This window comes from Hyphomicrobium sp. D-2 (assembly GCF_029872155.1).
Lineage (GTDB): Bacteria > Pseudomonadota > Alphaproteobacteria > Rhizobiales > Hyphomicrobiaceae > Hyphomicrobium_A.
This window is the reverse complement of the sequence record NZ_JARXLA010000005.1, coordinates 305946-327806: the sequence shown is the minus strand read 5'-3', so window position 1 is coordinate 327806 and position 21861 is coordinate 305946. Positions and strand designations below refer to the sequence as shown.

At 60.9% G+C, this 21861-nt stretch carries 19 protein-coding genes, 2 tRNA genes and 1 pseudogene; 7 read left to right on the top strand and 15 right to left on the bottom strand.

Annotated elements, in window-relative coordinates:
* Window positions 1-200: 200 nt before the first annotated feature.
* The 9 genes from rplL to QEZ49_RS11535 form a co-directional block, all read right to left on the bottom strand.
* Window positions 201-572, bottom strand: a complete 372-nt coding sequence (gene rplL, locus QEZ49_RS11575) for a 50S ribosomal protein L7/L12 (protein ID WP_068459033.1) — start codon at window positions 570-572, stop codon at window positions 201-203.
* Window positions 573-668: 96 nt separating this feature from the next.
* The gene (rplJ, locus tag QEZ49_RS11570; RefSeq protein ID WP_280387033.1) at window positions 669-1187 is read right to left on the bottom strand and encodes a 50S ribosomal protein L10; all 519 of its coding nucleotides are present in this window, start codon (window positions 1185-1187) and stop codon (window positions 669-671) included.
* A gap of 370 nt (window positions 1188-1557) precedes the next feature.
* Window positions 1558-2310: a 50S ribosomal protein L1 gene (gene rplA, locus QEZ49_RS11565; RefSeq protein ID WP_083509390.1), complete on the bottom strand. Its 753-nt coding sequence runs from the start codon at window positions 2308-2310 to the stop codon at window positions 1558-1560.
* Between the two features lie 5 nt (window positions 2311-2315).
* Window positions 2316-2762 carry a 50S ribosomal protein L11 gene (rplK, locus tag QEZ49_RS11560; protein WP_068459032.1) on the bottom strand — a complete coding sequence of 149 codons (447 nt, stop codon included), beginning with the start codon at window positions 2760-2762 and terminating at the stop codon, window positions 2316-2318.
* Between the two features lie 257 nt (window positions 2763-3019).
* Window positions 3020-3556 (bottom strand): transcription termination/antitermination protein NusG, encoded by a 537-nt coding sequence (nusG, locus tag QEZ49_RS11555; RefSeq protein WP_280387030.1) that lies wholly within the window; start codon window positions 3554-3556, stop codon window positions 3020-3022.
* A gap of 63 nt (window positions 3557-3619) precedes the next feature.
* Window positions 3620-3814 carry a preprotein translocase subunit SecE gene (gene secE, locus QEZ49_RS11550; RefSeq protein ID WP_280387028.1) on the bottom strand — a complete coding sequence of 65 codons (195 nt, stop codon included), beginning with the start codon at window positions 3812-3814 and terminating at the stop codon, window positions 3620-3622.
* A gap of 98 nt (window positions 3815-3912) precedes the next feature.
* Window positions 3913-3988, bottom strand: a tRNA-Trp gene (locus tag QEZ49_RS11545).
* 157 nt (window positions 3989-4145) lie between these two features.
* Window positions 4146-4466, bottom strand: a complete 321-nt coding sequence (locus QEZ49_RS11540) for a YbjQ family protein (RefSeq protein ID WP_280387026.1) — start codon at window positions 4464-4466, stop codon at window positions 4146-4148.
* A gap of 236 nt (window positions 4467-4702) precedes the next feature.
* Window positions 4703-7153, bottom strand: a complete 2451-nt coding sequence (locus QEZ49_RS11535; RefSeq protein WP_280387023.1) for an autotransporter outer membrane beta-barrel domain-containing protein — start codon at window positions 7151-7153, stop codon at window positions 4703-4705.
* 666 nt (window positions 7154-7819) lie between these two features.
* Between QEZ49_RS11535 and QEZ49_RS11530 the strand changes: the two genes are divergently transcribed.
* A tRNA-Gly gene (locus tag QEZ49_RS11530) sits at window positions 7820-7893 on the top strand.
* A 115-nt stretch (window positions 7894-8008) separates the two neighbouring features.
* On the opposite strand, the gene QEZ49_RS11525 is transcribed toward QEZ49_RS11530, so the two are convergent.
* From QEZ49_RS11525 to QEZ49_RS11515, 3 genes are all read right to left on the bottom strand, one after another.
* A complete protein-coding gene (locus QEZ49_RS11525) occupies window positions 8009-10702 on the bottom strand; it encodes a bifunctional acetate--CoA ligase family protein/GNAT family N-acetyltransferase (RefSeq protein ID WP_280387022.1) in 2694 nt (897 codons plus the stop codon).
* A gap of 208 nt (window positions 10703-10910) precedes the next feature.
* The gene (locus tag QEZ49_RS11520) at window positions 10911-11195 is read right to left on the bottom strand and encodes a PepSY domain-containing protein (protein ID WP_280387020.1); all 285 of its coding nucleotides are present in this window, start codon (window positions 11193-11195) and stop codon (window positions 10911-10913) included.
* Between the two features lie 70 nt (window positions 11196-11265).
* A complete protein-coding gene (locus tag QEZ49_RS11515) occupies window positions 11266-11466 on the bottom strand; it encodes a hypothetical protein (RefSeq protein ID WP_280387018.1) in 201 nt (66 codons plus the stop codon).
* Here QEZ49_RS11515 and QEZ49_RS11510 point away from each other — a divergent pair.
* Window positions 11456-11830 (top strand): hypothetical protein, encoded by a 375-nt coding sequence (locus tag QEZ49_RS11510; RefSeq protein ID WP_280387016.1) that lies wholly within the window; start codon window positions 11456-11458, stop codon window positions 11828-11830. The genes QEZ49_RS11515 and QEZ49_RS11510 overlap by 11 nt on opposite strands.
* 121 nt (window positions 11831-11951) lie before the next feature.
* On the opposite strand, the gene QEZ49_RS11505 is transcribed toward QEZ49_RS11510, so the two are convergent.
* On the bottom strand, window positions 11952-12401 hold the full coding sequence (locus QEZ49_RS11505; protein ID WP_280387014.1) for a hypothetical protein: 450 nt from the start codon (window positions 12399-12401) through the stop codon (window positions 11952-11954).
* On the opposite strand from QEZ49_RS11505, the gene QEZ49_RS11500 reads away from it, so the two are divergent.
* Both QEZ49_RS11500 and QEZ49_RS11495 read left to right on the top strand, forming a co-directional pair.
* Window positions 12372-13709 (top strand): HlyD family efflux transporter periplasmic adaptor subunit, encoded by a 1338-nt coding sequence (locus QEZ49_RS11500; RefSeq protein WP_280387012.1) that lies wholly within the window; start codon window positions 12372-12374, stop codon window positions 13707-13709. The genes QEZ49_RS11505 and QEZ49_RS11500 overlap by 30 nt on opposite strands.
* 13 nt (window positions 13710-13722) lie before the next feature.
* Window positions 13723-16843: pseudogene (locus QEZ49_RS11495) on the top strand (efflux RND transporter permease subunit).
* 66 nt (window positions 16844-16909) lie between these two features.
* Here QEZ49_RS11495 and QEZ49_RS11490 read toward each other — a convergent pair.
* Window positions 16910-18244 carry an aspartate aminotransferase family protein gene (locus QEZ49_RS11490; RefSeq protein ID WP_280387010.1) on the bottom strand — a complete coding sequence of 445 codons (1335 nt, stop codon included), beginning with the start codon at window positions 18242-18244 and terminating at the stop codon, window positions 16910-16912.
* Window positions 18245-18473: 229 nt separating this feature from the next.
* Between QEZ49_RS11490 and QEZ49_RS11485 the strand changes: the two genes are divergently transcribed.
* From QEZ49_RS11485 to QEZ49_RS11475, 3 genes are all read left to right on the top strand, one after another.
* Complete coding sequence (locus QEZ49_RS11485) at window positions 18474-19208, top strand: ParA family protein (protein ID WP_280387008.1); 735 nt, start codon at window positions 18474-18476, stop codon at window positions 19206-19208.
* Window positions 19209-19405: 197 nt separating this feature from the next.
* Window positions 19406-19753, top strand: a complete 348-nt coding sequence (locus tag QEZ49_RS11480; protein WP_280387007.1) for a hypothetical protein — start codon at window positions 19406-19408, stop codon at window positions 19751-19753.
* A 65-nt stretch (window positions 19754-19818) separates the two neighbouring features.
* Window positions 19819-20298 (top strand): DUF411 domain-containing protein, encoded by a 480-nt coding sequence (locus QEZ49_RS11475; protein ID WP_280387005.1) that lies wholly within the window; start codon window positions 19819-19821, stop codon window positions 20296-20298.
* 36 nt (window positions 20299-20334) lie between these two features.
* On the opposite strand, the gene QEZ49_RS11470 is transcribed toward QEZ49_RS11475, so the two are convergent.
* Window positions 20335-21795 (bottom strand): undecaprenyl-phosphate glucose phosphotransferase, encoded by a 1461-nt coding sequence (locus QEZ49_RS11470; protein WP_280387003.1) that lies wholly within the window; start codon window positions 21793-21795, stop codon window positions 20335-20337.
* Window positions 21796-21861 lie beyond the last annotated feature (66 nt).

The window sequence follows — 21861 nt, the reverse complement described above, 5'->3', positions numbered from 1 at the left end:
CCGCGCGACTGCTGCCTTCACGGCGAGGGCCGCCAACCCTCGCTTCAGCCTGGAAACGGCTCACCGGAGGGCCCGTTTGGAGGTGGCACAACCCCCAAAAAGACCCTCCGGAGAGACGTCCGTCAGACCGCTGGCGTGGACGGCGAGAGGGAGGAAAAGCTCTGAGAGCTTACCTCTCGCCGCCCGTTGCCGAACGTGTCTTACTTAACTTCTACGGTCGCGCCCTGGTCTTCGAGCTGCTTCTTCAGCTTAGCAGCTTCGTCCTTGGACACGCCTTCCTTCACAGGCTTGCCGCCGGCCTCAACGAGGTCCTTGGCTTCCTTGAGGCCCAGGCCGGTGATGGCGCGGACTTCCTTAATAACGTTGATCTTCTTGTCGCCACCGTTCTTCAGGATAACGGTGAACTCGGTCTGCTCTTCGACCGGAGCAGCGGCAGCACCCGGAGCCGCAGCAACGGCAACGGCAGCAGCGGCGGAAACGCCCCACTTCTCTTCGAGCAGCTTGGCAAGCTCAGCGGCTTCGAGCACGCTGAGGGCAGAGAGATCATCAACGATCTTTGCAAGATCGGCCATGTTGTAGTTCCTTCGGTTTGAACCAATAAACTGTTGCAGTCTTTCGACATGCGATTTCTGTGACGTCGTGGCGCCCTGAGGGCGCCGCCCCTGTCATTAAGCGGCTTCGCCTTGGGCTGCCTTCGCGTGGATGACCCGGGCAAGCTGTGCACCAGGCTCCTTGATCGTGCGGGCGATCTTCGTCGCCGGCGCGTTGAGGAGACCGATGAGCGTTGCTCTGAGTTCGTCCAGTGAGGGCAGTTCGGCGAGCGCTTTGACGGCGTTCGCATCAGGGACCGTGTCACCCATAGCGCCGCCGAGAATGACAAGCTTGTCGTTCCCCTTGGCATAGGTGACGGAAGCCTTCGCAGCGGCGATCGGATCTTCCGAGTAGGCAATGATAGTCTGCCCCTTGAAGAGATCCGAGATCGTCTCGTACGAAGTATCCTTGACAGCGAGCTTCGCCAGCCGGTTCTTGGCCACCTTGACCTTACCGCCAGCTTCTTTCACGCGCTGGCGATAGTCAGTCAGTTGGGCGACGGTCATCCCGGCATAGTGGGCGACAACAACCAGCCCCGTGTCTTTCAACACGGTGTTGAGCGTCGTCACGAGCTCACGTTTCGCGGCTCTATCCACCTGCTCACTCCAGTTTACGGACCGGCTTATCGCCGTCCCGCGGGTTGCACCTTGCCGCCGACCGGGCTCACCCGAATGCGGCGACGCTAGTTCTGTCCAACCGCGCGCCTGCGAGAGCGGCACGGTGCTGACCCAGGCTCAAACCGGCTTGCTTCCCCTTGTGGAGAAAAACGAAACCGGGTCGCTCCTGTCTCATGCGGGCCCCTTTTTGGACTTAAGCCATCACTCCAAAGGCGTGACGGCACCCACAGTCTCGGACAGTACTTCCGGAAATAGCCCGCCCCGCCCAGCGTGAAGCTGGACAGGATCGGGCTTTGATCCGGCATCAAGCGCCGCCCTAAGGCGACGCCCGAATTCTCTTGGCCTCGCCTTAGGCGAGAGGCTGACCACCGCCAAGGCTGGCGGAATCGACCTTGATGCCGGGGCCCATCGACGAGCTCACCGACACGCGCTTCACGTAGGTGCCCTTGGCGCCGGTCGGCTTAGCCTTGACCACCGCATCGACCAACGCCTTGATGTTCTCCACCAGAGCGTCATCGCTGAAGCTGACCTTGCCAACGCCGACCTGAACGATGCCGCCGGACTTGTCGGCGCGGAACTCGACCGAGCCGCCCTTGGCGCCAGCAACGGCACCAGCCACGTCCATCGTCACCGTGCCAACGCGCGGGTTCGGCATCAGGCCGCGCGGGCCGAGCACCTTACCGAGGCGGCCAACAACGCCCATCATGTCGGGCGTCGCGATGCAGCGATCGAAGTTGATCACGCCCTTGGCGACCTGCTCGGCAAGATCGTCAGCGCCGACAACGTCGGCACCGGCAGCCTTTGCCTCTTCAGCCTTTGCACCCTTGGCGAACACGCCAACGCGCACCGTACGGCCAGAGCCGTTCGGCAGGCTGCAGACGCCACGCACGATCTGATCGGCGTGCTTGGAATCAACGCCAAGGTTGATTGCGATCTCAACGGTCTCATCGAACTTCGCCTTGGCGCGTTCCTTGAGCAGCTTGATCGCCTCTTCGATCGCGTAGAACTTGTTGCGATCATAACCCTTGACGGCTTCCGCCATGCGCTTGCCACCGGCAGCGCGCGCTTCTTTGATGACTTCGGGGCTTACCTTAGCTGACATCGCCTTTACTCCTTCACCTGGAGGCCCATGGAACGGGCGGAGCCGGCGATCGTCTTGGCCGCAGCCTCGATGTCGTCCGTGTTCATATCCTTCAGCTTCACCTTCGCAATTTCGCGAAGCTGATCCATCGTGATGGAGCCGGCAACGTCACGGCCGGGGTTCTTGGAACCCGAACCGGGCTTGCCGGTCGCCTTCATGCCAACGGCCTTCTTGATAAGGAACGTTGCAGGAGGCGTCTTCATCACGAACGTGAAGGAACGGTCGGAATAGACCGTAATCTTCACCGGGATGGGCGTACCCTGCTCCAGGTCCTTGGTCTTGGCGTTGAACGACTTGCAGAATTCCATAATGTTGACGCCGCGCTGACCGAGCGCGGGGCCAATAGGCGGCGAGGGATTAGCCGCCCCCGCCGGCACCTGCAAGTTGATATAACCGTCGATTTTCTTTGCCATGGTATCCCCTAGCACTTGACGGGAAGGGGCATTCCTTCCCAGGGTTAGCGGTGCGACGAGCCTGCCGGCTCTCCCGCGGTTTACCGCAGGGAGGCCCGTGAGAGGCTGTCCTTGCGGGCTGGAACGGATAGGCTGTTACGCCATCCGCCCGAAATTCAATTGGCCAATCAAACGCTTCCAGCTGCCGAAACGTTACCAGCCATCAACAGCGCATAACCCGACCACGCTCTGAGCGCAGCCGGGCAAAACACCAGCGCTTAACCTACCACCTTCTCGACCTGGCCGAATTCCAGCTCGACAGGCGTCGGACGGCCGAAGATCGAAACGGCCACCTTGAGACGTGAACGCTCCTCGTCCACCTCCTCGACATGCCCCTGGAAAGAGGCAAACGGACCGTCGGCCACCTTGACCTGCTCGCCGACCTCGAAGGTAATGGACGGCTTGGGACGCTCGACACCCTCCTTCACCTGATTGACGATGCGCATGGCCTCGTCCTCAGAGATCGGCATCGGGCGATTTTCAGCGCCAAGGAACCCGGTGACCTTAGGCGTATTCTTGATCAGAAGAAACGCCGGGTCCGTCATCTCCATCTTGACCAGCACGTAGCCAGGCAGAAACTTGCGCTCAGCCTGAACCTTGCGACCGCGCTTTACCTCGATAATTTCCTCGGTCGGAACCAGAACCTCTTCAAAGAGATCGTCCAGTCCGGCCGCCTTGGCACGCTCGCGGATCGACTCCGCCACCTTCCGTTCAAAGTTGGTGTACGCGTGCACGATATACCAGCGCTTCGCCATAGCCGCTCTTTCAGGGCGCGTTTGCGCAAATTCAGTGGACACTAGTTCTTCACCGCTCCGGCGTTATCGCCCGCCCAGCACGAGCTGAACCAGCCAACCGATGACCTGATCCGTAACAAGAAAAAAGACGGAGGCCAAACTCACCATCACCAGAACCATGATGGTTGTGATCCAGACCTCTTTCCAGGTCGGCCAAGTAACCTTGGAAACCTCCTGGCGAACTTCCTGAATAAACTGGACCGGGTTATATTTGGCCATCAATTCAACTTTCCCGGGCATCATGCGACAACCTGACGCGTTTTAGCGTCGGCCGTTTGGACCATCCGACGCCCGCGCCGCGAATGTATCCATGTATCTGGCAGGGGCGGAGGGTCTCGAACCCCCAACCTTCGGTTTTGGAGACCGACGCTCTACCAATTGAGCTACACCCCTATTTTGCTGGGAAAGCGCGCGCTAGTCCCCGCAAGGCCGGCATACTTAGCCGAACTTTTTGCCTTTGTCACTTGCTAGTGACGCAATTGTCGCCCCGGAAGACGCAAGTGCCTCACCCGGGTCGCTGAAATTGCCCAAAATGCACACGCTCAGGCTGCTAAACAGGCTCAACCACAACCGCAGTGCCGTATGCCAGTACTTCCGTAACCGCCGAAGCGATCTCGTTAGCATCGTAGCGCATGGCGAGAATCGCGTTGGCACCGCGCTCCTCAGCCTGACGGACAAGCTGGTCGAATGCCTCCTGCCGGGCCTCCTCAGCCAGTTTTGTATACAGCGAGATGTGCCCGCCGAAAAGTATCTGAATCGAAGCGCCAATATTGCCGACCACGCTACGTGAGCGCACCGTCAAGCCGCGCACCATGCCCAGATGCTTAACGACCCTGTATCCTGGCAGGTCGTTCGTCGTCACGATCAGCATTCGCGCCCCCTTGGTCGGATTGGCCACCCCACGCAGAAGCGACCATCACCCAAACGGATATGGGTACGCCAGAGGAAATCTGGAACCGTGACGGCACGCCAGTGCGGGTGCCTCAGATGATCGACAGAGACACAGTCAGTCGGCCGCCGGTTTACAAAACCGCTGCACTGTTAGTGTTGAGATTGCAGCATGGATGCAGAACGGGAAGGCGCGGCCGCCTTCCCGCCGCACTAACATCACCAGGCGACCTTCACGCCCAGCTTACCGTCGTAGGCATTACCGTCGGCATGATCGCCGAGACCGACGAGATACGACGCGTTGGCGTAGATCGCTGTGCCGTCGGCAACTTCGGTGCTGAAGCCGGTGTTGATCTCGAATGTGGTGCCGCCCATGTCGGCCGCAAATGGGACAAAGCCCGTGCCCGTTGCAAACTTCGTCTTCGGATCGCCGAGGAACTCATACCAGAAGTTCGGCCGCACCCAGGCGGTGAAGGTGGACGGTGCTCCGGTCAACCATGTCGGCGCACCGAAATCCTGCGCGAAGCGAATGCCGACGCGGCCCACCAGCGAGTTGACGTTGTCAAAGTGCACCTGCGCGCTGACATCGGAACCATTGTTGAGGTTGATCGTCTGGAAGGCCAACTGCGCCTGCGGCTCGATGCTGAAACCGCCGGGACCGGTGTAAACCGGATAGCCGCCTTCCAGCGAGGCACCGAACGCACCGCCATCGGTTTTCAACTTGTCGATGCGGTTCGACTTGGCATCAATATCGTACCACGAGCCCAACAGCAGCGCGTCGACATAGGCGTTGTTCGGCGTGTAGTGGGTCCAGTAGGCGCCCCATGAATAGGCCATGAAGGAATTCTCGCCGGCCTTACCGCTGCCGAAGTGATCGACATCGCCTGAACCGTGGCCAATGGCGAAGAATGCACCGGCATGGTTGCGCGACGTTCCCACATCGCCATCGCGATAGAGATCCATGCCGCCCTGGAAGGCCCAGAAGTCGTAATCGTACTTCGGGCCTGAACCGTAGATGCCGCTGCGGTCGCCGTCTCGATCGCCATGCTGGCCGATAACACGGGCCCAGGCGGCGTTCGGTGCGCCTTCTGCGTATGCGCTTACCGCAGTCCCGCGGCGCTCATGCAGAGAGTCGAGCATCATGCGGCCATACAGCAGCGTCATCGCCGGGACAGCGGCGTAGAGCGAGGTTTCCTGCCTATAGTTCGGCGTCGGTGAAGGGCCAGGGCTGTTGCACACCGGCGCCGATGGATCGAGCGAACAGTCAAGAACCGAGCGCAGATACCAGGCGTTGGGATTGGAAGAGTCTACGCTGCCGCGATACAGCGAATATTCGTAAGGACCCACCGTCACAGGTCCGGCCAGTGAGAAGAGACCCGGCACCGTTGTGCCGCCGTTGATCGCATCGACGACGAGAATGCCGTTGACTTGGGTGAGCGCTCCAGTGCCACCGACGTTGTTAACGGCGAGCACCGAGGTGCCAAACGCCGTACCACCATCGATCACAACCTTATCGGATGGCGATCCATCGCCGCCCAAAACCGTGTTGATGGCAATTCTGCCGCCTATACCAAGGTAATCACGAACGGTTAGCGTCTTGAACGGTCCCGCGCTCGAACTGGGCGGCGTAAATTCCACCACCGAAGCGCTATTGGTCAGGTTCGTAAGGCTCGAATCTCCCGTTACGTTCCAAACGCTTGAATTATACAGGCCTAGATCCCCCGTACCGCCGGCTGCTGTCGTCGCCATACCGGTAAGCGTGGTCTGCCCGACTGATACATACAGCGACGCACCAGCGCTTACGTTCATAATCTCCAGACCGGTGATGGTTGTGGTGTTGACGGTCGCCGACTGCGTGCCGCTCACAACCTCAAACACCGCGCCAGCGTCAGATGAAAGCGTACTGTCTTCGATTTCGAGACTGCTGTCGCCTGCACTGTGGAACACCGCCGCGCCAGCGCCATGAACATTGATCGAACTGTCATCGATCTCAATCAGGTTGCCGACGCCGCTGATGTCTACGCCGTGTGCACCCGCTTCATTCGTGGTGATCGAAGACCCGTTCTCAAGATTAAGATATGCGTTGCCATTCAAGTCAGCGCCAAAGCCGAACGCTTCGAGCGTCGTATTGTTAAAAATGACGCTCGCCGAGCCAATTTCCATGCCGTACGACGCCTGGACATCTACGGTGCTATCCGTAAGCGTCACAGTCGAACCACCGAGTGAAAGGATGCCGCGCGAGAAGGCACCGGTTGTAGTGGTGATTGTCGTCCCAAAAATGTCGATCGTTCCATTGCTTTGCGCAGCAAGGGCAACGGAATTCTCACCCGTCGTCGTGATGGTCGATCCAGCTTGTATGGTCACAGTGCTGCCGATAATCGACTGGACTGCCGTCGAAAGCTGGCCCGTCGACGTAATGAAAACCGGCGCGGTCGTTGTTATCTGTCCGTTATTCAGCGCATAGAAAACCGGGAATGAATTGAGGCTTAGCGTATAGGTGCCGGCCGCAGTCTCTGACGTTCCGTTGGCCAGAACCTGCTGTGCTTGCGCTGTCGAGGGACTGAAAATCGATGCAAACAGCAGCGCCGGCAAAAGCGCCTTTGCAACGACCGTCGGATCGGCATGATGCGAAATTGGCGCACGACGGTATTTGAAATTTCGCTCTGACATAGCAGCCCCTGGCAACCCCTGAAATTTGCAGCCGCCATCAGCCAGCGGCCACATCGCCCTGTGAAATTTGGAAAGCGTACTTTTTATTCGATGACGGCCCAGACTATGGGCTACGCGATAGCGGACGATCACGACCGATCGTTGAAAATGAACGCTGAAAGCGCGCGCAACATTCAGAACAGAAAGCCAGATGCGGATTTACCCGCACATCAAAATTTCAATTCCTGCGACGAGGCGCAATGCGTAAACGGATCGGCGTTTCTCCCGAAACGAAAACAAATGAAGTGAGCACAACGTCAAAAATACTGTTCATTGATTCGAGCCGGATCCAACAGCCATCGAAAAAGCCTACTTTATTCATTCCTCACACTGAGTGATTAATCCGCAACAGACAGGCGACCTGGAGCAGGCATTCGTTGTCGGTTGCAACACTACGAAATTCGCTTCCGGCCGCTAATCAGTGATTGCCCTGCCCGCGCGAACCTTTTTGCGCGTCGACGTAGCGGCGCATCTTTGCACTCTCGGCCCAGCGCATGCGATTGACCGCATAACGCAGCACGAACAGCCCCGATGCTCCGGGACAGGCTTACCCTGCGCGGCCATTTGTTCGGATTTTATCGGGTTGACGGAACGGCTTATTGGAGTAAAAAGCCGAGTTCTGGACACGCGGGTGTAGCTCAATGGTAGAGCAGCAGCCTTCCAAGCTGAATACGAGGGTTCGATTCCCTTCACCCGCTCCAGTTTGCACCGCCTCAGAACATCGGAAATTGCGCTGTCGCACAGCGTTTATGCGCGTGCCGTGACGTTGGCTGCGGTCGCCCGCACGAAATGGCCGGCGTGAAATTGCTGGCTCAATCAGCTTTCTTTGCTGCCCAGCGCGCCACGCCCCAGATCGAGGCTCAATCGGAACAGGTTCGACTGCGGCTCATAGACCGACGTGAAGCCCAGCGACCGGCACATGGCCAGCATGCCGGTGTTTTCTGCCAGCACATCGCCGATCAGCTCGCCCAACCCTTCGGACTTCGCATAGGCGATCAGATGTTGCATCAGCGCCGACCCGAGCCCCCTACCCTTCAGGTCTGACCGCACGATCACCGCAAATTCCGCCCGCCGGCCATCGGGATCGGCAATCAGGCGCGCAACACCCAGCACCTCGTCGCCGTGAACTGCGATGAACGCCATCTCGCGCGCATAATCGATCTGCGTCATCCGCGCGAAAAAGCGGAATGTCCGCTCCGGCGCGGCCGTGAAAAACCGCATGCGTAGATCGTCCGCACTGATCCGGTCAAACAGGCGCACGTAATGCGGCTCGTCATCGGGACGGATCGGGCGCAACGTCACCTCTCCCAGCCCTTCGACGTCTATCGCGCGCTCCCACTCGACGGGGAACGGCCGCACCGCCAACGGCCGGCGCGGTTCTTCCGCTTCATCGGCGATCCGGATGCGGGCATCCAGTGCAACAACACCATGCTCATCTGCCAGCAGCGGGTTAATATCGACTTCGCGGATCTCGCGGTGACGCGCCACAAGATAGCTGAGCCGCACGAGCGCCATCGCGATGGCATCGAGATTTGCTGCCGGCCGATCGCGATAGCCTTGCAGCAGCCCGTAGATACGCGTCTCACGCATCATCTGATAGGCCAGCTTCAAGTCGAGCGGTGGCAGCGCGTGGGCCGTGTCAGCCGTCACCTCAACCGCCGTGCCACCTGCTCCGAACATCATCAGCGGGCCAACGGTCGCATCCTCGCTCGCACCGACAATCAGCTCGTGCGAATTGGCGCGCTCAATCATCGCCTGCACTGTAAAGCCGCGCAGCACCGCATCCGGACGCAGACGATGCACATTCAGCAGCATCTCTTCGGCTGCCGTGCGGGCTTCGCGCGCGGAAGCAATCGCAAGACGCACGCCACCGAAATCGGACTTATGCGGCAGGTCATCCGACACGATCTTGACGACGCAGGCGCGGTGATCCTGCAACAGTTCCGCCGCGCGCTGCTCAACCTGCTCGGGCGTCGCCGCGCGCAGCGTCCGCACCACCGGTATGCCGTAACTGGCCAGCAGTTCTTTCGCCTTGGCTTCAAGCAGCATCGTGCGCCCCTTGCGGCGCGCTTCGGCGAGAATGTGATCGGCTTTCGCGCGGTCGAACTGCAAAGCTTCCGGCGCCGACGGCGGCACCTGCATCAGCTCTTCCTGGGCCCGGCGATAGCGCACAAGCTGCCAGAACCCTTCAACCGCGGCCTCCGGCGTTGCGAATGTCGGAATATCGGCCTTCGCAAACAGCTGCCGGCTCGGCTCCGCCGCGTCCTCACCCAGCCAGCTCGTCAGAATGACCTTGCGCGGCCGCTGCCGGCGATGCACCTCCGCCAGATCAACCACGACCTGCGCCGCTTCCTCGCTGGACGCCATCGCGGTCGGGCAATTCATCACCAGCAGCGCATGCGTCGCCGGGTCAGCCAGCAGAATCTCCGCTGTCTTCCGATAGCGCTCTGGGCCGGCATCACCGATGATATCGACCGGATTTGCGCGCGACCATGTCGCCGGCAGGCACTCGTCGAGTTGCTGCAGCGTCATGGCGGGCAGTTCGGTCAGCTTGCCGCCGAGATCGGCCAGTTCATCGGTGGCCAGCACGCCCACACCGCCGCCGTTGGTGAGAATGGTCAGCCGCTCACCATGCAGATGCGGAACCGCAGAAAGAATTTCGGCGGCATCGAAAAGCTGGCGCAGCTCGTTCACCCGCAGCACACCGGCGCGCCGGAAGGCGGCGTTATAGGCCGCGTCGGCGCCCGCAAGCGCACCCGTATGTGACATCGCCGCCTTGGCGGCAGCGGCATTGCGGCCCGACTTGAGAATGATGACGGGCTTGACGCGGGAAGCACGGCGCGCTGCGGAGATAAACTTCGCCGCATCCGTCATTGCTTCCATGTAAATCAGGATCGCGCGGCTGGCGATGTCACCGGCGAGGTAATCCAGAAAATCACCGAAGTCGGCATCCGCCATATCGCCTAGCGATATAACCTGCGACAGGCCGATGCCGCGCGATGCCGTCCAGTCGACGATCGTCGTCACCAGCGCGCCCGATTGGGAAATGACCGCTAGATCACCCTTGATCGGCATGCGGTGAGAGAAGCTGGCGTTGAGACCGATATGCGGCAGCAAAAGCCCGATGCAGTTGGGGCCTTCGATGCGCAGGCAATAGGTCCGCGCTGCATTCAGCATGCGCTGACGCAGTTCACCCGTTACGCCCGCCGTTATGACGACCGCCGCACGCGCGCCCTTTGCGCCCGCCTCGGCTATAATGTCAGGAACAGTCTCGGGCGGCGTTGCGATAACGACCAGATCGGGCGCATCCGGCAGCGCTGCCAGCGATTCAAAGCAGCGGACATCCAGAACCGTGTCATGGCGCGGATTGACAAACCAGATCGGTCCATCAAATCCGCCGCTCAACAGATTGCGGGCAACGATCAGCCCGACCGATCCGGGTTCGGAACTGGCGCCCACGAAGGCAACAGAGCGCGGCGCAAGCAGGCTGGAAAGATTTCTGACTGTCACTTCGGGACCGGCCGGAAGGTTGGAGCCTCATGGATCTGCTCCCCTCTATAAGCACCGGCAAATGACGGGATCTTAAAAGCCGATGGGGGTTCGCCTACCCTTTGCAGCATCGTTCGCACGGATCGCGCCTGATGTCCCTCCGCCGATAGAAGAACGCCTACAAAGCATGGGCAGCGGCCGCCCTATGGCAGCCACCGCCTGGCGCGCATCAGTCGTCGTGCTTTTCGACCAGCTTCAGGTTGACCGGATCGTAGAACAGCTCAAACTTCTTGCCGTCCTTGTCCTTCGCATAGACCTCATAGCAACTGCCGACGATCTTGGACCGCGTGACCATATAGCCGGCCTCAGTTGCCGCCGCTTCCGCATCCGCCTGCGACTTCCATTTGTCCTTCGGCTCCTGCGTGCAGGTATCGTAGCCGTGTGCAGCCGCCGGAACCGTTAACAAAACGCTTCCCAGTACAACTGAGGCCAAGCCCAGCGCGAAAGTTTTCATTGTCTTTCTCCCAGTGATCGATCTTGAACCTGATGTAACGGTCGCAGTCCGCACCGCAGCCTGTAACGCATCAACGCTGCTGCTGGCTCCTTTTAATGGTCGCATCAGTTCTGCAGACCTTTATGACGGAATTGTTGAGGCCAAGCCCCGCGATGCCGCGACATGAGGCATACGTATCAGCCTTGATATGGGCCTTGACGAAATGACGGCGGACCGCTTTGCTGTATCCTGTGTCAAGGATATTCAAACGCTGCATCTCGATGCTTGTCATTGCCATCGCTCTCCTGAGCGGGGGCCTGCCTGCGTTGCATGACATTCTGACGTTTGAAGCCCATGCACACGGGGTAACGGGTGCCCATTCCCACACCGCAGCCCAATCGCATGGCGATGCCATCAAGGCGACTTATGCCGCCGTGGGCCAGCAGGCTCCCGCATCCGATCACCATCCTGCCAGCGGCGATCAGGACTGCACCCACGTGCACGTCCATTGCTGTGCCGTTTCGGCATTGTTGACCAGTTCCACGCTGCTGCCGCGCCTGTCAGACGCTGGCCAGCTACGGCTGGAACGGCAAGCAGCGCTGCCCTATGGGCAGTTGCCCTATCCTCCGATGCGGCCCCCCAGAACCGCAGCTTGATGCGCGCCCTTCGGCGCGCCGTTTGTTGCTCAGCGCGCCGCCGGCCTTGATTGCGTCTCCCTGACAAATCGGGAGAGCAGCAACAATTCCCGCACCAACGCGACGCGCTGCCCACGATGCCTCAAGCTTCGGAACGCCGCCGCCATGACACGCCTGTTATCACGCACGATCCTAGCCCTCGCTGCGGCTCGCCTGCGCCGCAACCGCCCATGCGCACGGCGATGGAGATCATTCCCACGACGAACCCGTTGCCCAGGAAGCGGCGGCCGCGCCGCAGCTTGAAATTTCCGGCGATGGAATTGAGCTTGTAGGCGAAATTGCCGATCGCAAGCTCACGATCTATCTCGATCGCAGCGCCACCAACGCGCCGGTCGACGAAGCCGAAATCAAGCTCACAGTAGATGGCATTGCCGGCGGCACGGCAAAGCGCATCCGTGCTGGAACATTCGAGATCCCAGCGCCGTGGGCCGACGATCCTGGCCTCAAGCCGTTGCAGTTTTCGGTCGCGATCGATGGCAAAGCGCAGGTGCTGGCCGGCGACATGACCATCGCGGAAGCCGCGCACGAACATGCCGCCACGCCACAGACCTGGGAGGCAGCGCTCAGCAATTTCTACACCTGGGTGATCGCCGGATCTGCCACGATGTTCGGCTTTGTGCTGGCGTTCGCATTCCGCCCCATCCGCCTGTCTGCAGCCACTGAGGAAGGCGCCACAGTGCCGGCGCCGAACGAACACGGCGCACCGCATTCACATATCTCAGCCATCAGCGCAGTGTTCGCAATCGGCGTCCTCGCAGCGGCAGCCCTGATGCCAGGGCAAGCACGCGCCCACGAAGGTCACGATCACGGCGCTGAACCTGAACTGCCCGCCGGAGCGCAGAACGCAGCTCCACGGCGATTGCCCAATGGCGACGTGTTCCTGCCCAAAGCCTCCCAACGCCTGCTCCACGTGCGTACGATCGTTGCAGAACGCCAGAAAACACGGCGAGCACGTGAGCTGATCGGCACGGTGGTGCCCGATCCATCGTTTTTCGGTCAGGTGCAGGCGCCTATGGATGGCCGCATAGAACTGGCCAAGCGCGGCATCTCGCATGTTGGCGAACGGGTGAAGGCTGGTGAGGTGCTGGCGTTTCTGGCGCCGAGCATTCCCATTGCCGACCTTGGCACCATGCAGCAGCTGCGGGCCGAGGTTGCGGGCAAGCTGAAGATCGCAGAACAGAAGCTCGCCCGGTTGAAGCGCATCGCCACCGTAGTTGCGCAGAAGGAAATCGACGACACCCGTACTGAACTTGAAGCTTTGCGCGAGCAACAGAGCGTGCTGCAAAGCAAGGATGCCGAGCTCATGCCGCTGAAAGCTCCGGTGGATGGCGTCACTTCAGTTGCGAATGTGCGTGCAGGTCAGGTTGTAACAACGCGCGAAACGCTGTTCGAAATCGTCGATCCCGATCGCCTCTGGATCGAAGCGATCAGCGGCGCAGAGCATACCGATCCCGACATCAGCAACGCCTATGCCATAGATCTCGACAATCACTCCCTGAAGCTAACCCTGGTCGGGCGCGCGCCTTCACTGCGGCAACAGGCACAGCCGCTGCAATTCCGCATTGATGAGCCCCACGAAGGGCTGACGATCAACTCCGCCGTGAAGGTTCTCATCCAGCAGGGTGCGCCGGTCGAAGGCGTTGTGCTGCCCGCCGCTGCGGTTGTGCGCGCGGCCAATGGCATGGCGCGGGTGTGGGCCAAGGAAGGGCCACAGCTGTTCCGCCCGCTGCCCGTTCGCGTCGCCCCACTCGACGGCGAGAATGTGCTGGTGCTCGATGGCGTTCCTGAAGGCGAACGCATCGTGACGGACGGCGCCGAACTCATCAATCAGGTGCGGTGAGGAGCAAGCAGCCATGTTCGACACCATCATCCGCACCAGCCTGAATAACCGGCTGTTCGTCATCATCGCTGCGCTGGCGTTGACCATTTATGGTCTCATTACGCTGCGCGAATTGCCCGTTGACGTGTTCCCCGATCTCAACCGTCCGACAGTGACGCTGATGGCGGAGGCCGATGGCCTTGCGCCGGAAGAGGTCGAGCTTCTCGTCACCTACCCGATCGAAACCGCGATGAACGGCATGCCCGGCGTCAGCCGCGTGCGCTCGGTATCAAGCGCTGGCCTCTCGATTGTCTATGTCGAGTTCGAGTGGTCGGTTGAGATCTACCGCGCCCGGCAGCAGATTTCCGAACGTATCCAGCTCGTGCGCGAACAACTGCCGGCCAATGTCGCGGCGCAGATGGGGCCGATTTCATCCGTGATGGGTGAGATCATGCTCATCGCCATGTCCAGCACCACCGTCGACGCTATGACGCTCCGCGAGCTGGCAGACTTTACCGTGCGCCCGCAATTGCTCACCGTTCCAGGCGTGGCTCAGGTCATACCGATGGGCGGCGAGGTGCGGCAGTATCGCGTCATTCCCGATCCGCGCCGCATGAGCAGCCTCAACATCAGTTTTGATGCCATCGAGAAGGCCATCAAGCAGTTCGGTTCCAATACCGGCGGCGGCTTCGTCGATCTCAACATGCGCGAATACCTCATTCGCAATATCGGGCGCACGACCCAGATCGAGGATCTCCGCAACCTTGCCGTCGCCTATCGCGACGGGCACGCCATCACGCTGCGGCAGGTTGCCGACGTTGATTTCGCTGCGCGCACAAAGCGTGGTGACGCCGGTGTCAACGGCAAGCCCGCCGTCATTCTGGCCGTACAGAAACAGCCCAGCGCCGATACCGTCCGCATCACGCAACAGATCGAAGCCATGCTGCCGGAGCTCCAGCGCGTGATGCCGGAGGGTGTAACCACCACCGACATCCAGTTCCGTCAGGCCGGCTTCATCGAAACATCGATCAACACGCTGATGCGCGTGCTGGTGGAAGCGCTGGTGTGCGTAGCAATCATCCTGTTCATATTCCTGTTCAACTGGCAGACGACGTTCATCTCACTCGTCGCCATCCCGCTTTCAGTTCTGGCAACACTGCTGGTGTTCAGCGTGATGGGCATGTCCATCAACGTGATGACACTTGGCGGACTGGCCATTGCTGTCGGCGTGCTGGTGGACGATGCGGTGGTCGACGTTGAAAATATTTACCGGCGTTTAGGGCTGCACAGGGAAGCCGGTGGCAGCGACGGACGAAGCCTAATCAGTGTCATCGCCGACGCTGCGATGGAGGTCCGCTCCGGCATCGTTTACGCCACCATCGTCATCGTTCTGGTGTTCCTGCCGGTGTTCGCGCTCTCAGGCATCGAAGGTCGCTTGTTCACGCCTTTGGGTATTGCGTTCATCGTTTCTATTCTGGCCAGCCTCGTCGTCTCACTCACCGTAACCCCGGTGCTCAGTTACTGGCTGCTGCCGCGCATGCGCAATCTGTCGGACCACGACACAATGCTGGTGCGCGGTCTCAAGCGTGCGCAGGCGGCGGCCCTCCGGTGGTGCTTCCGTCGTCCGTCCTTCGTTATCGGCGTCCCCGTCCTTGCCGTCGTCGCCGCCACGATTGCGGGGCTGGCATTGCCGCGCGCATTCCTCCCCACCTTTAACGAGGGAACGGTGCTCGTCGGCGTTGTCCTGCAACCGGGCATCAGCCTGACGGAATCCGATCGCATAGGCCGCATCGCCGAAGAACTGATCGCGGAAGTTCCCGAGGTGCGTTCGGTCGGGCGCCGTACAGGCCGCGCGGAACTTGATGAACACGCCGAGGGCGTTCACAACAGCGAGCTCGATGTCGATATCGTCGCTTCCGACCGCAGCCGCGAGGATGTGCTGGCGGATATACGGCGCAAGCTTTCGATGCTGCCCGCCAGCATCACGGTCGGACAGCCTATCGCGCATCGTCTCGACCACATGCTGTCAGGCGTCCGCGCCCAGCTTGCGCTGAAAATATACGGCGACGACTACGACACGTTGCGCGGCCTTGCCGCCCAGCTCGAAGATCGCCTGCGGACCATTCCCGGTATTGTCGATCTGCAGACGGAAAAACAGGTGCGCATCCCGCAGTTGCAGGTCCGCGTCGATTACGCCAAGGCCGCACTCTATGGCCCTCAACCCCAACCAGATCACCGAAGCACTGGAGGTTCTTTCCAACGGCCAGGTCGTGTCGCAGATTGCCGATGGCTCGAAGCGGTTCGACGTCGTGGTCCGGTTGTCCGACGCTGATCGCAGCAGCCGTGCCCTTGGCGAGATGCTGATCGAGAGCCCCGGCGGACGCATTCAGCTCTCATCAATCGCCGACATCAGCGACACCGATGGCCCCAATCAAATTCAACGCGAGAACGGACGTCGCCGCATAGCCGTGTTTGCCAACACCGACGGCAGCGACATGGCGGCGATCGTTGAAAACATCCGCAAGGCCATCGCAACCGAGCAACTGCCACAGGGCTATTTCGTCCGCCTTGAAGGGCAATTCCAGGCTCAGGAAGAAGCATCCAGCCTCATAGCCATGCTGTCGCTGGCATCGATGATGCTGATTTTTGTCGTACTCTACAGCCGCTATCAATCGGCAACCCTGGCGCTCATCATCATGGGCAACGTGCCGCTGGCGCTGATAGGTAGCGTTGCTGCATTGTGGATCGCCGATCAGCCATTCTCGGTCGCCAGCGCCATCGGCTTCATAACTCTGGCTGGCATCGCGGTGCGCAACGGCATCCTGAAAATCAGCCACTACATCAATCTGGTGATGTTTGAAGGTGAGCAGTTCGGCCAGCGGATGGTGATGCGCGGCACGCTAGAACGTCTGCGGCCGGTGCTGATGACGGCACTGTCAGCGGGCGTCGCGCTCATCCCGCTGCTGATCGGTGCCGACGAGCCGGGCAAGGAGATCCTGCATCCCGTCGCCGTCACCATCGTCGGTGGTCTCATCTCGGCAACGTTGCTGGATGCATTCCCGACGCCGACGCTGTTTCTCATGTTCGGGCGCAAACCACTTGAACGACTGGTGGCATCGCGTGCGCACAGCTCTGCTCCCCAAGAGGCCTTCTAACGGAACGGCGTGACAAGACCGCAGGCGGCTCCGAACGCCGGAGCCGCCTGCCCTGCTCCGCTGCAATCAATCGTCAACAGATTGCAGCACTTCCGCCAGCGTGCCGATAAGATGATCTATCTCATCCTTCGAGATGATCAGCGGCGGCGCGAGCGCGATCACGTCACCCGTTGCACGCACCAGGATGCCGCGACGGAACGCTTCCAGGAACCGCGCATGCGCACGCCTGCCCGGCGCATCGGCAATCGGTTCAAACTCAATCGCGCCGATCAGTCCGATGTTGCGAATGTCGAGCACATGCGGCAGCCCGACGAGACTATGCACGCGCTCCTCCCAATAGGACCCCAGTTCACTCGCGCGCGTCAGCAGGCCCTCCGCCTGCAGCACATCCATCGTTGCAACGGTCGCTGCGCACGCAAGCGGATGGCCGGAATAGGTATAACCGTGGAACAGCTCGATCGCGCTCTCCGGTCCCTGCATGAACGCATCATATATTTCGCCGCGCACGAACACGGCCCCCATCGGCACGGCGCCGTTGGTCAGCCCCTTGGCGCTGGTGATGATGTCCGGCGTGACGCCGAAATAATCGGCAGCGAACGGAGCCCCAAGACGCCCGAACGCCGTGATGACCTCGTCGAAGATCAACAGGATGTCGTGCTTAGCGCAGATCGCCGCCAGCCGCTGTAAATATCCCTGCGGCGGCACATAAACACCGGCCGAGCACGCAACCGGTTCAACGATCACCGCTGCGATGGTTGAGGCATCGTGCAGCGTGATCAGACGTTCCAGATCATCGGCGAGATCGGCACCGTGCACCGGCTGCCCGCGGCTGAATGCGTTGCGGTCGTGATCGTGCGTATGGCGCAGATGATCGACACCGGCCAGCAGCGGCCCGAACATCTTGCGGTTGGCGCCGATGCCGCCGACCGACGTGCCGCCAACATTGCTGCCGTGATAGCCGCGCTCACGTCCGATAAGGCGCGTCTTGGCGCCGTTGCCGCGCGCGCGATGATACCCCAGCGCGATCTTCAGTGCGCTGTCGACCGCCTCCGATCCCGAGTTGCCGAAGAATACATGGCCGAAGCCGGGCGGCGCGATATTCACCAGACGCGATGCGCATTCGAACGCCTTGGGATGACCCATCTGGAACGTACCGGCGAAATCGAGTTCACCTGCCTGTTTACGGATTGCCTCGACAATCTCCGGACGACAGTGGCCGGCATTGACGCACCAAAGCCCTGACGTCCCGTCCATCACACGCCGGCCGTCGGCGGTCGTGTAATACATACCCGACGCCTCAACAAAGAGACGCGGCGCCTGCTTGAAGCTTCGATTGGCGGTGAATGGCATCCAGAACGCATCAAGATCGTTGGTCTGCATCGACGACATTGCATTGCTCATGGGCGTTGAGTTCCGTTTCACATCGATGCCTTTGCCGCCTGCCAAACGGCGCTGTTATCCGTCACGACAGGCGCGAGGCATCCCCGCACCCATATGATCGCATCGGAAGGTGAAGCCAATCCCCACCGGCCGCCACATTTTCACTCGCTCAGCGCCAAGCTGCCGCCGTTTTTTAACCATAGGCATTAGGGCAGCGGGATCGGTCAACAGCAGTATGCGTGGGGGTTTTATGACTGTCGTGGTCGCGTTTCTGAGCCGCAAGGGCGGCGTCGGCAAATCAACGATGGCGCGCGCGCTGTGCGCGGTTGCCGCCCGCAAAGGCCTCAAAACCAAGCTTGCCGATCTTGATCCGGCCCAGCGTACCGCCAGCCGGTGGCAGCGCCTGCGCGACCGCAATCTGGTGCTGCCGTCCATTTCCGTCGCCGCTTTCGACAACGCCGATTCCGCTGTGGCGACGTCGTCAGATGCCGACCTTCTTATCATCGACGGCCCCGGCCAGAACCTTGAGCTGACCGCCGAGATCGCCAGCGTCGCGCACACGGTCGTCCAGCCATGCGGCGCCTGCTTTGACGACCTGCAACCGGCCATGGAGCTGTTTTACAATCTGGCCAACGCAGGCGTACCGAAGGCAAGGCTGCAGATCGCCCTGTCGCGCCTGTCAGAGCCCGATGAGGAAACAGCAGCCCGGGCCTATGTCGATGTTGCAGGCTTCTCCGTGCTTCCTGGCGCAATCATGGATCACGCGCGTTACCGCGAAGCGCATAATCGCGGTCTCGCCTTCATCGAAATTCCCGGTGAAGATCTCACCGCTTCAGCCGGACACCTGCTGGGTGCTCTGCTGACCCGCGTGCTCGACAAGCACCGCTTGCTTCAGGCCGCCGCCACCGCCACGCGGGAAAACGCCCCCGTGTTGAAGTATCCCGCTCCATTTGCACCGCCGCCGCCTCAGCCGGCCTACTGCTAAAGTCGCACACCCCATTCTCGCGAGCGGCCGCCCATCCGGCCGCCTCGCCCGCCGATAGCTTTGAAGCCTCGGCCTGCACCCCCCCGCGCTTTACCGCATTCCCGGCACGATATTTTAAGCGTACGCATCGTTTGCGCTTCATCCTCGGACGGAACGCTCTAGCGTCGCGCGGACAATCGGTCGAAGGCGGTATCGGTGTGGCTGAGAAAATCGAACTGAATACGGATCCCAAAGCTGGCGGAGCAGCGCTGCTCCGTTCCGCTGCCGCTCAGCCGACTGCCGCCGCAAGCGACGCCAAAGAGCAGCGCCCCGGCGGCTATTCGCACTACGACATTGCCGCCCTTGCGCGCCAGCGGGACTATCAGGCCGAGATAGACCGTGCCTCTGCCTTGCTGTGCTCGGTGCAGCCGGATCTTGTCGCCGGCGAAGTGATACCGGTTCAGAGCGTCACCAGCATACGATCGCGTTGGCCGGTTCTGCTGCTGGTCGCTGCCACAGCGCTTTTCTGGGCCGCCATTGCCTGGTTCATCGCATCGCTGCTCTGACGCTGCTGGACCAAACCCGGCCATGTGCTAGCCTGCCGACAGCATGCAGCGGCAAGGGAAGCGCAATGATCACCCGCAGAAAAGTGGTTGCCGGAATCGGCGCAGTTTCAGCGTGTTTTATTGCTTCCGCAGCCCATACCGCCCGCGCTGCGGATGAAAGCCTGCCCGCCGTCACGCTGCACAAAGATCCCAATTGCGATTGCTGCACCGAATGGGGCAAGCACATTCAGGCCGCGGGCTTTGAAGTGCACGCGATCCAGTCACGCTCGGTCAAAGCTCTGAAGGACACGCTCGGCGTTCCCGAGGATCTTGCGGGCTGCCATACCGCCATTGTCGATGGCTATGTGATCGAGGGGCACGTTCCGCCGGATGCGCTTTTGCGCCTGTTGAAGGAACGGCCGGAGGCAATCGGGCTGGCTGTAGCCGGCATGCCCATGGGGTCGCCGGGCATGGGCGGGGCGCCGGAGGAATATGACGTCACGCTGTTCACGCGAACGGCGCGGCAGTCATTCGGGCGTTACCGGGCCAGCACCCGGATTGGCTGACGCGCGGGACCATTCCCGCGCCGCCAGATCCGTTGCTCAATGGGCGTTACGATAGGCCTTTGGCGAAATCACCGTCCACAGCAGGATGAGAAAATCGCGCGAGAGCGACCAGTGCTCGATGTAGAACAGGTCGTATTCAACGCGCTTCTGCATCTTGTCGGGCGTATCGGTTTCGCCGCGCACGCCATGCACCTGCGCCCAGCCGGTGATGCCCGGCTTCACGTTGTGGCGGCTGGCATAGCGCGCGATGACATGCTCATACTCGCGGTTATGCGCCAGCGCGTGCGGGCGCGGGCCCACAAGTGACATCTCACCCTTCAATACGTTGATGAGCTGCGGCAGCTCGTCGAGATTGGTCGCGCGCAACCAGCGGCCGACACGGGTGATCCGCGCATCGCCCTGCGTTGCCTGCCGCACCACTGGCCCATCGTCGAGCGTCGTCATCGTGCGGAATTTGAAAATGCGGAACGGCTGCTGGTTGAAGCCATAGCGGCGCTGGAAAAAGAACACAGGCCCCGGGCTATCGAGCTTGATGAGCACGGCAATCGCCGCCAGCAACGGCGCCAGCAACACCAACCCAACCGCCGACAACACGATATCGAACAAACGCTTCTGCAGCAGCTCGAAACGCGACAGCGGCAGGCGCACAAGCTGCAGGCTGGCAATCGGCCCAAGCCGGGTAAGACGGGCGTTGCTGTACTTATCCAGCGTATAGCCGGGCAGCAGATGGATTTCCGCCGGCAACGTCAGCAGCATTTCAATGCAGCCTTCGACGACAGACTGATCCGCCCACGATGTGAGAATGAATACCGCATCGGGCTCAAGCTGGCGGATGCTGGGAATGACGGCCTCAAGCTCCCGCGTCAGCGCGCGCTGGCGCTCAGACACCGATCCCGACTGCACAGCAGCGCTGAGAAAACGGCAGCCAACGATTTCGATGCCGCCACGGCGCGGCTTCTGCTCCGCCAGAAAGCGCTCTATCTCACCCGCATTGCCAATCAGGAAAATGCGCTTGGTGGCGATGACGTGCGAGCCGGTGTAATGGCGCACGAGCTGCACCGCGACGAGGCGCTGTGTCAGCAGCGCAGCAAGGCCGGTGGTGAAATATAGCAGCAGCCAGCCGCGCGAATAATCGTCGGTGACCTTGCCGATGAAAGCGACAATCAGCAGGCCGACAAAGGTGATGTTCCAAAGCTGCAGCGTCCGCCGCGTGTGGGGCGCAACGCTGAGAAAATTGCCGAGCTGATATTCGCCGCGAAACAGGTTGGAAATCACCACCACCGTGGCGATCACACCGCCAAGGCGCATGTAGGAATAGACGTCACCGGGGCCGCCGTAGACGAACTGGTGATAGGCCACGCCGCTGATCGCCGCCATCGCCACAATGCACAGCACGTCGCCGATCGCGATCGCGACCGACAACAGCTCGCCTATCAGGCGCTTGCGACGGCGCTGACTTGCGACTGCTCCATGGCGTGAAATCAGAGTGTGGCTCATCGAAAGTAAGGCATCCAGTTCGTGAGTCAGCCCGGACGGCTGGCTTCAACCCGGACAAGGCAAACC

What these genes read in the sequence shown, in the direction of transcription:
- QEZ49_RS11475 (WP_280387005.1), top strand. Translation starts at nt 19,819, where the DNA reads ATGATCACCCGCAGAAAAGTGGTTGCCGGAATCGGCGCAGTTTCAGCG.
- QEZ49_RS11485 (WP_280387008.1), top strand. Translation starts at nt 18,474, where the DNA reads ATGACTGTCGTGGTCGCGTTTCTGAGCCGCAAGGGCGGCGTCGGCAAA.
- rplL (WP_068459033.1), bottom strand. Translation starts at nt 572, where the DNA reads ATGGCCGATCTTGCAAAGATCGTTGATGATCTCTCTGCCCTCAGCGTG.
- QEZ49_RS11540 (WP_280387026.1), bottom strand. Translation starts at nt 4,466, where the DNA reads ATGCTGATCGTGACGACGAACGACCTGCCAGGATACAGGGTCGTTAAG.
- QEZ49_RS11505 (WP_280387014.1), bottom strand. Translation starts at nt 12,401, where the DNA reads ATGTTCGTGCGCGGCTTCCGCGATGGTCATGTCGCCGGCCAGCACCTG.
- rplA (WP_083509390.1), bottom strand. Translation starts at nt 2,310, where the DNA reads ATGTCAGCTAAGGTAAGCCCCGAAGTCATCAAAGAAGCGCGCGCTGCC.
- nusG (WP_280387030.1), bottom strand. Translation starts at nt 3,556, where the DNA reads ATGGCGAAGCGCTGGTATATCGTGCACGCGTACACCAACTTTGAACGG.
- QEZ49_RS11535 (WP_280387023.1), bottom strand. Translation starts at nt 7,153, where the DNA reads ATGTCAGAGCGAAATTTCAAATACCGTCGTGCGCCAATTTCGCATCAT.
- QEZ49_RS11490 (WP_280387010.1), bottom strand. Translation starts at nt 18,244, where the DNA reads ATGAGCAATGCAATGTCGTCGATGCAGACCAACGATCTTGATGCGTTC.
- QEZ49_RS11515 (WP_280387018.1), bottom strand. Translation starts at nt 11,466, where the DNA reads ATGACAAGCATCGAGATGCAGCGTTTGAATATCCTTGACACAGGATAC.
- QEZ49_RS11510 (WP_280387016.1), top strand. Translation starts at nt 11,456, where the DNA reads ATGCTTGTCATTGCCATCGCTCTCCTGAGCGGGGGCCTGCCTGCGTTG.
- secE (WP_280387028.1), bottom strand. Translation starts at nt 3,814, where the DNA reads ATGGCCAAATATAACCCGGTCCAGTTTATTCAGGAAGTTCGCCAGGAG.
- QEZ49_RS11520 (WP_280387020.1), bottom strand. Translation starts at nt 11,195, where the DNA reads ATGAAAACTTTCGCGCTGGGCTTGGCCTCAGTTGTACTGGGAAGCGTT.
- QEZ49_RS11470 (WP_280387003.1), bottom strand. Translation starts at nt 21,795, where the DNA reads ATGAGCCACACTCTGATTTCACGCCATGGAGCAGTCGCAAGTCAGCGC.
- QEZ49_RS11500 (WP_280387012.1), top strand. Translation starts at nt 12,372, where the DNA reads ATGACCATCGCGGAAGCCGCGCACGAACATGCCGCCACGCCACAGACC.
- rplK (WP_068459032.1), bottom strand. Translation starts at nt 2,762, where the DNA reads ATGGCAAAGAAAATCGACGGTTATATCAACTTGCAGGTGCCGGCGGGG.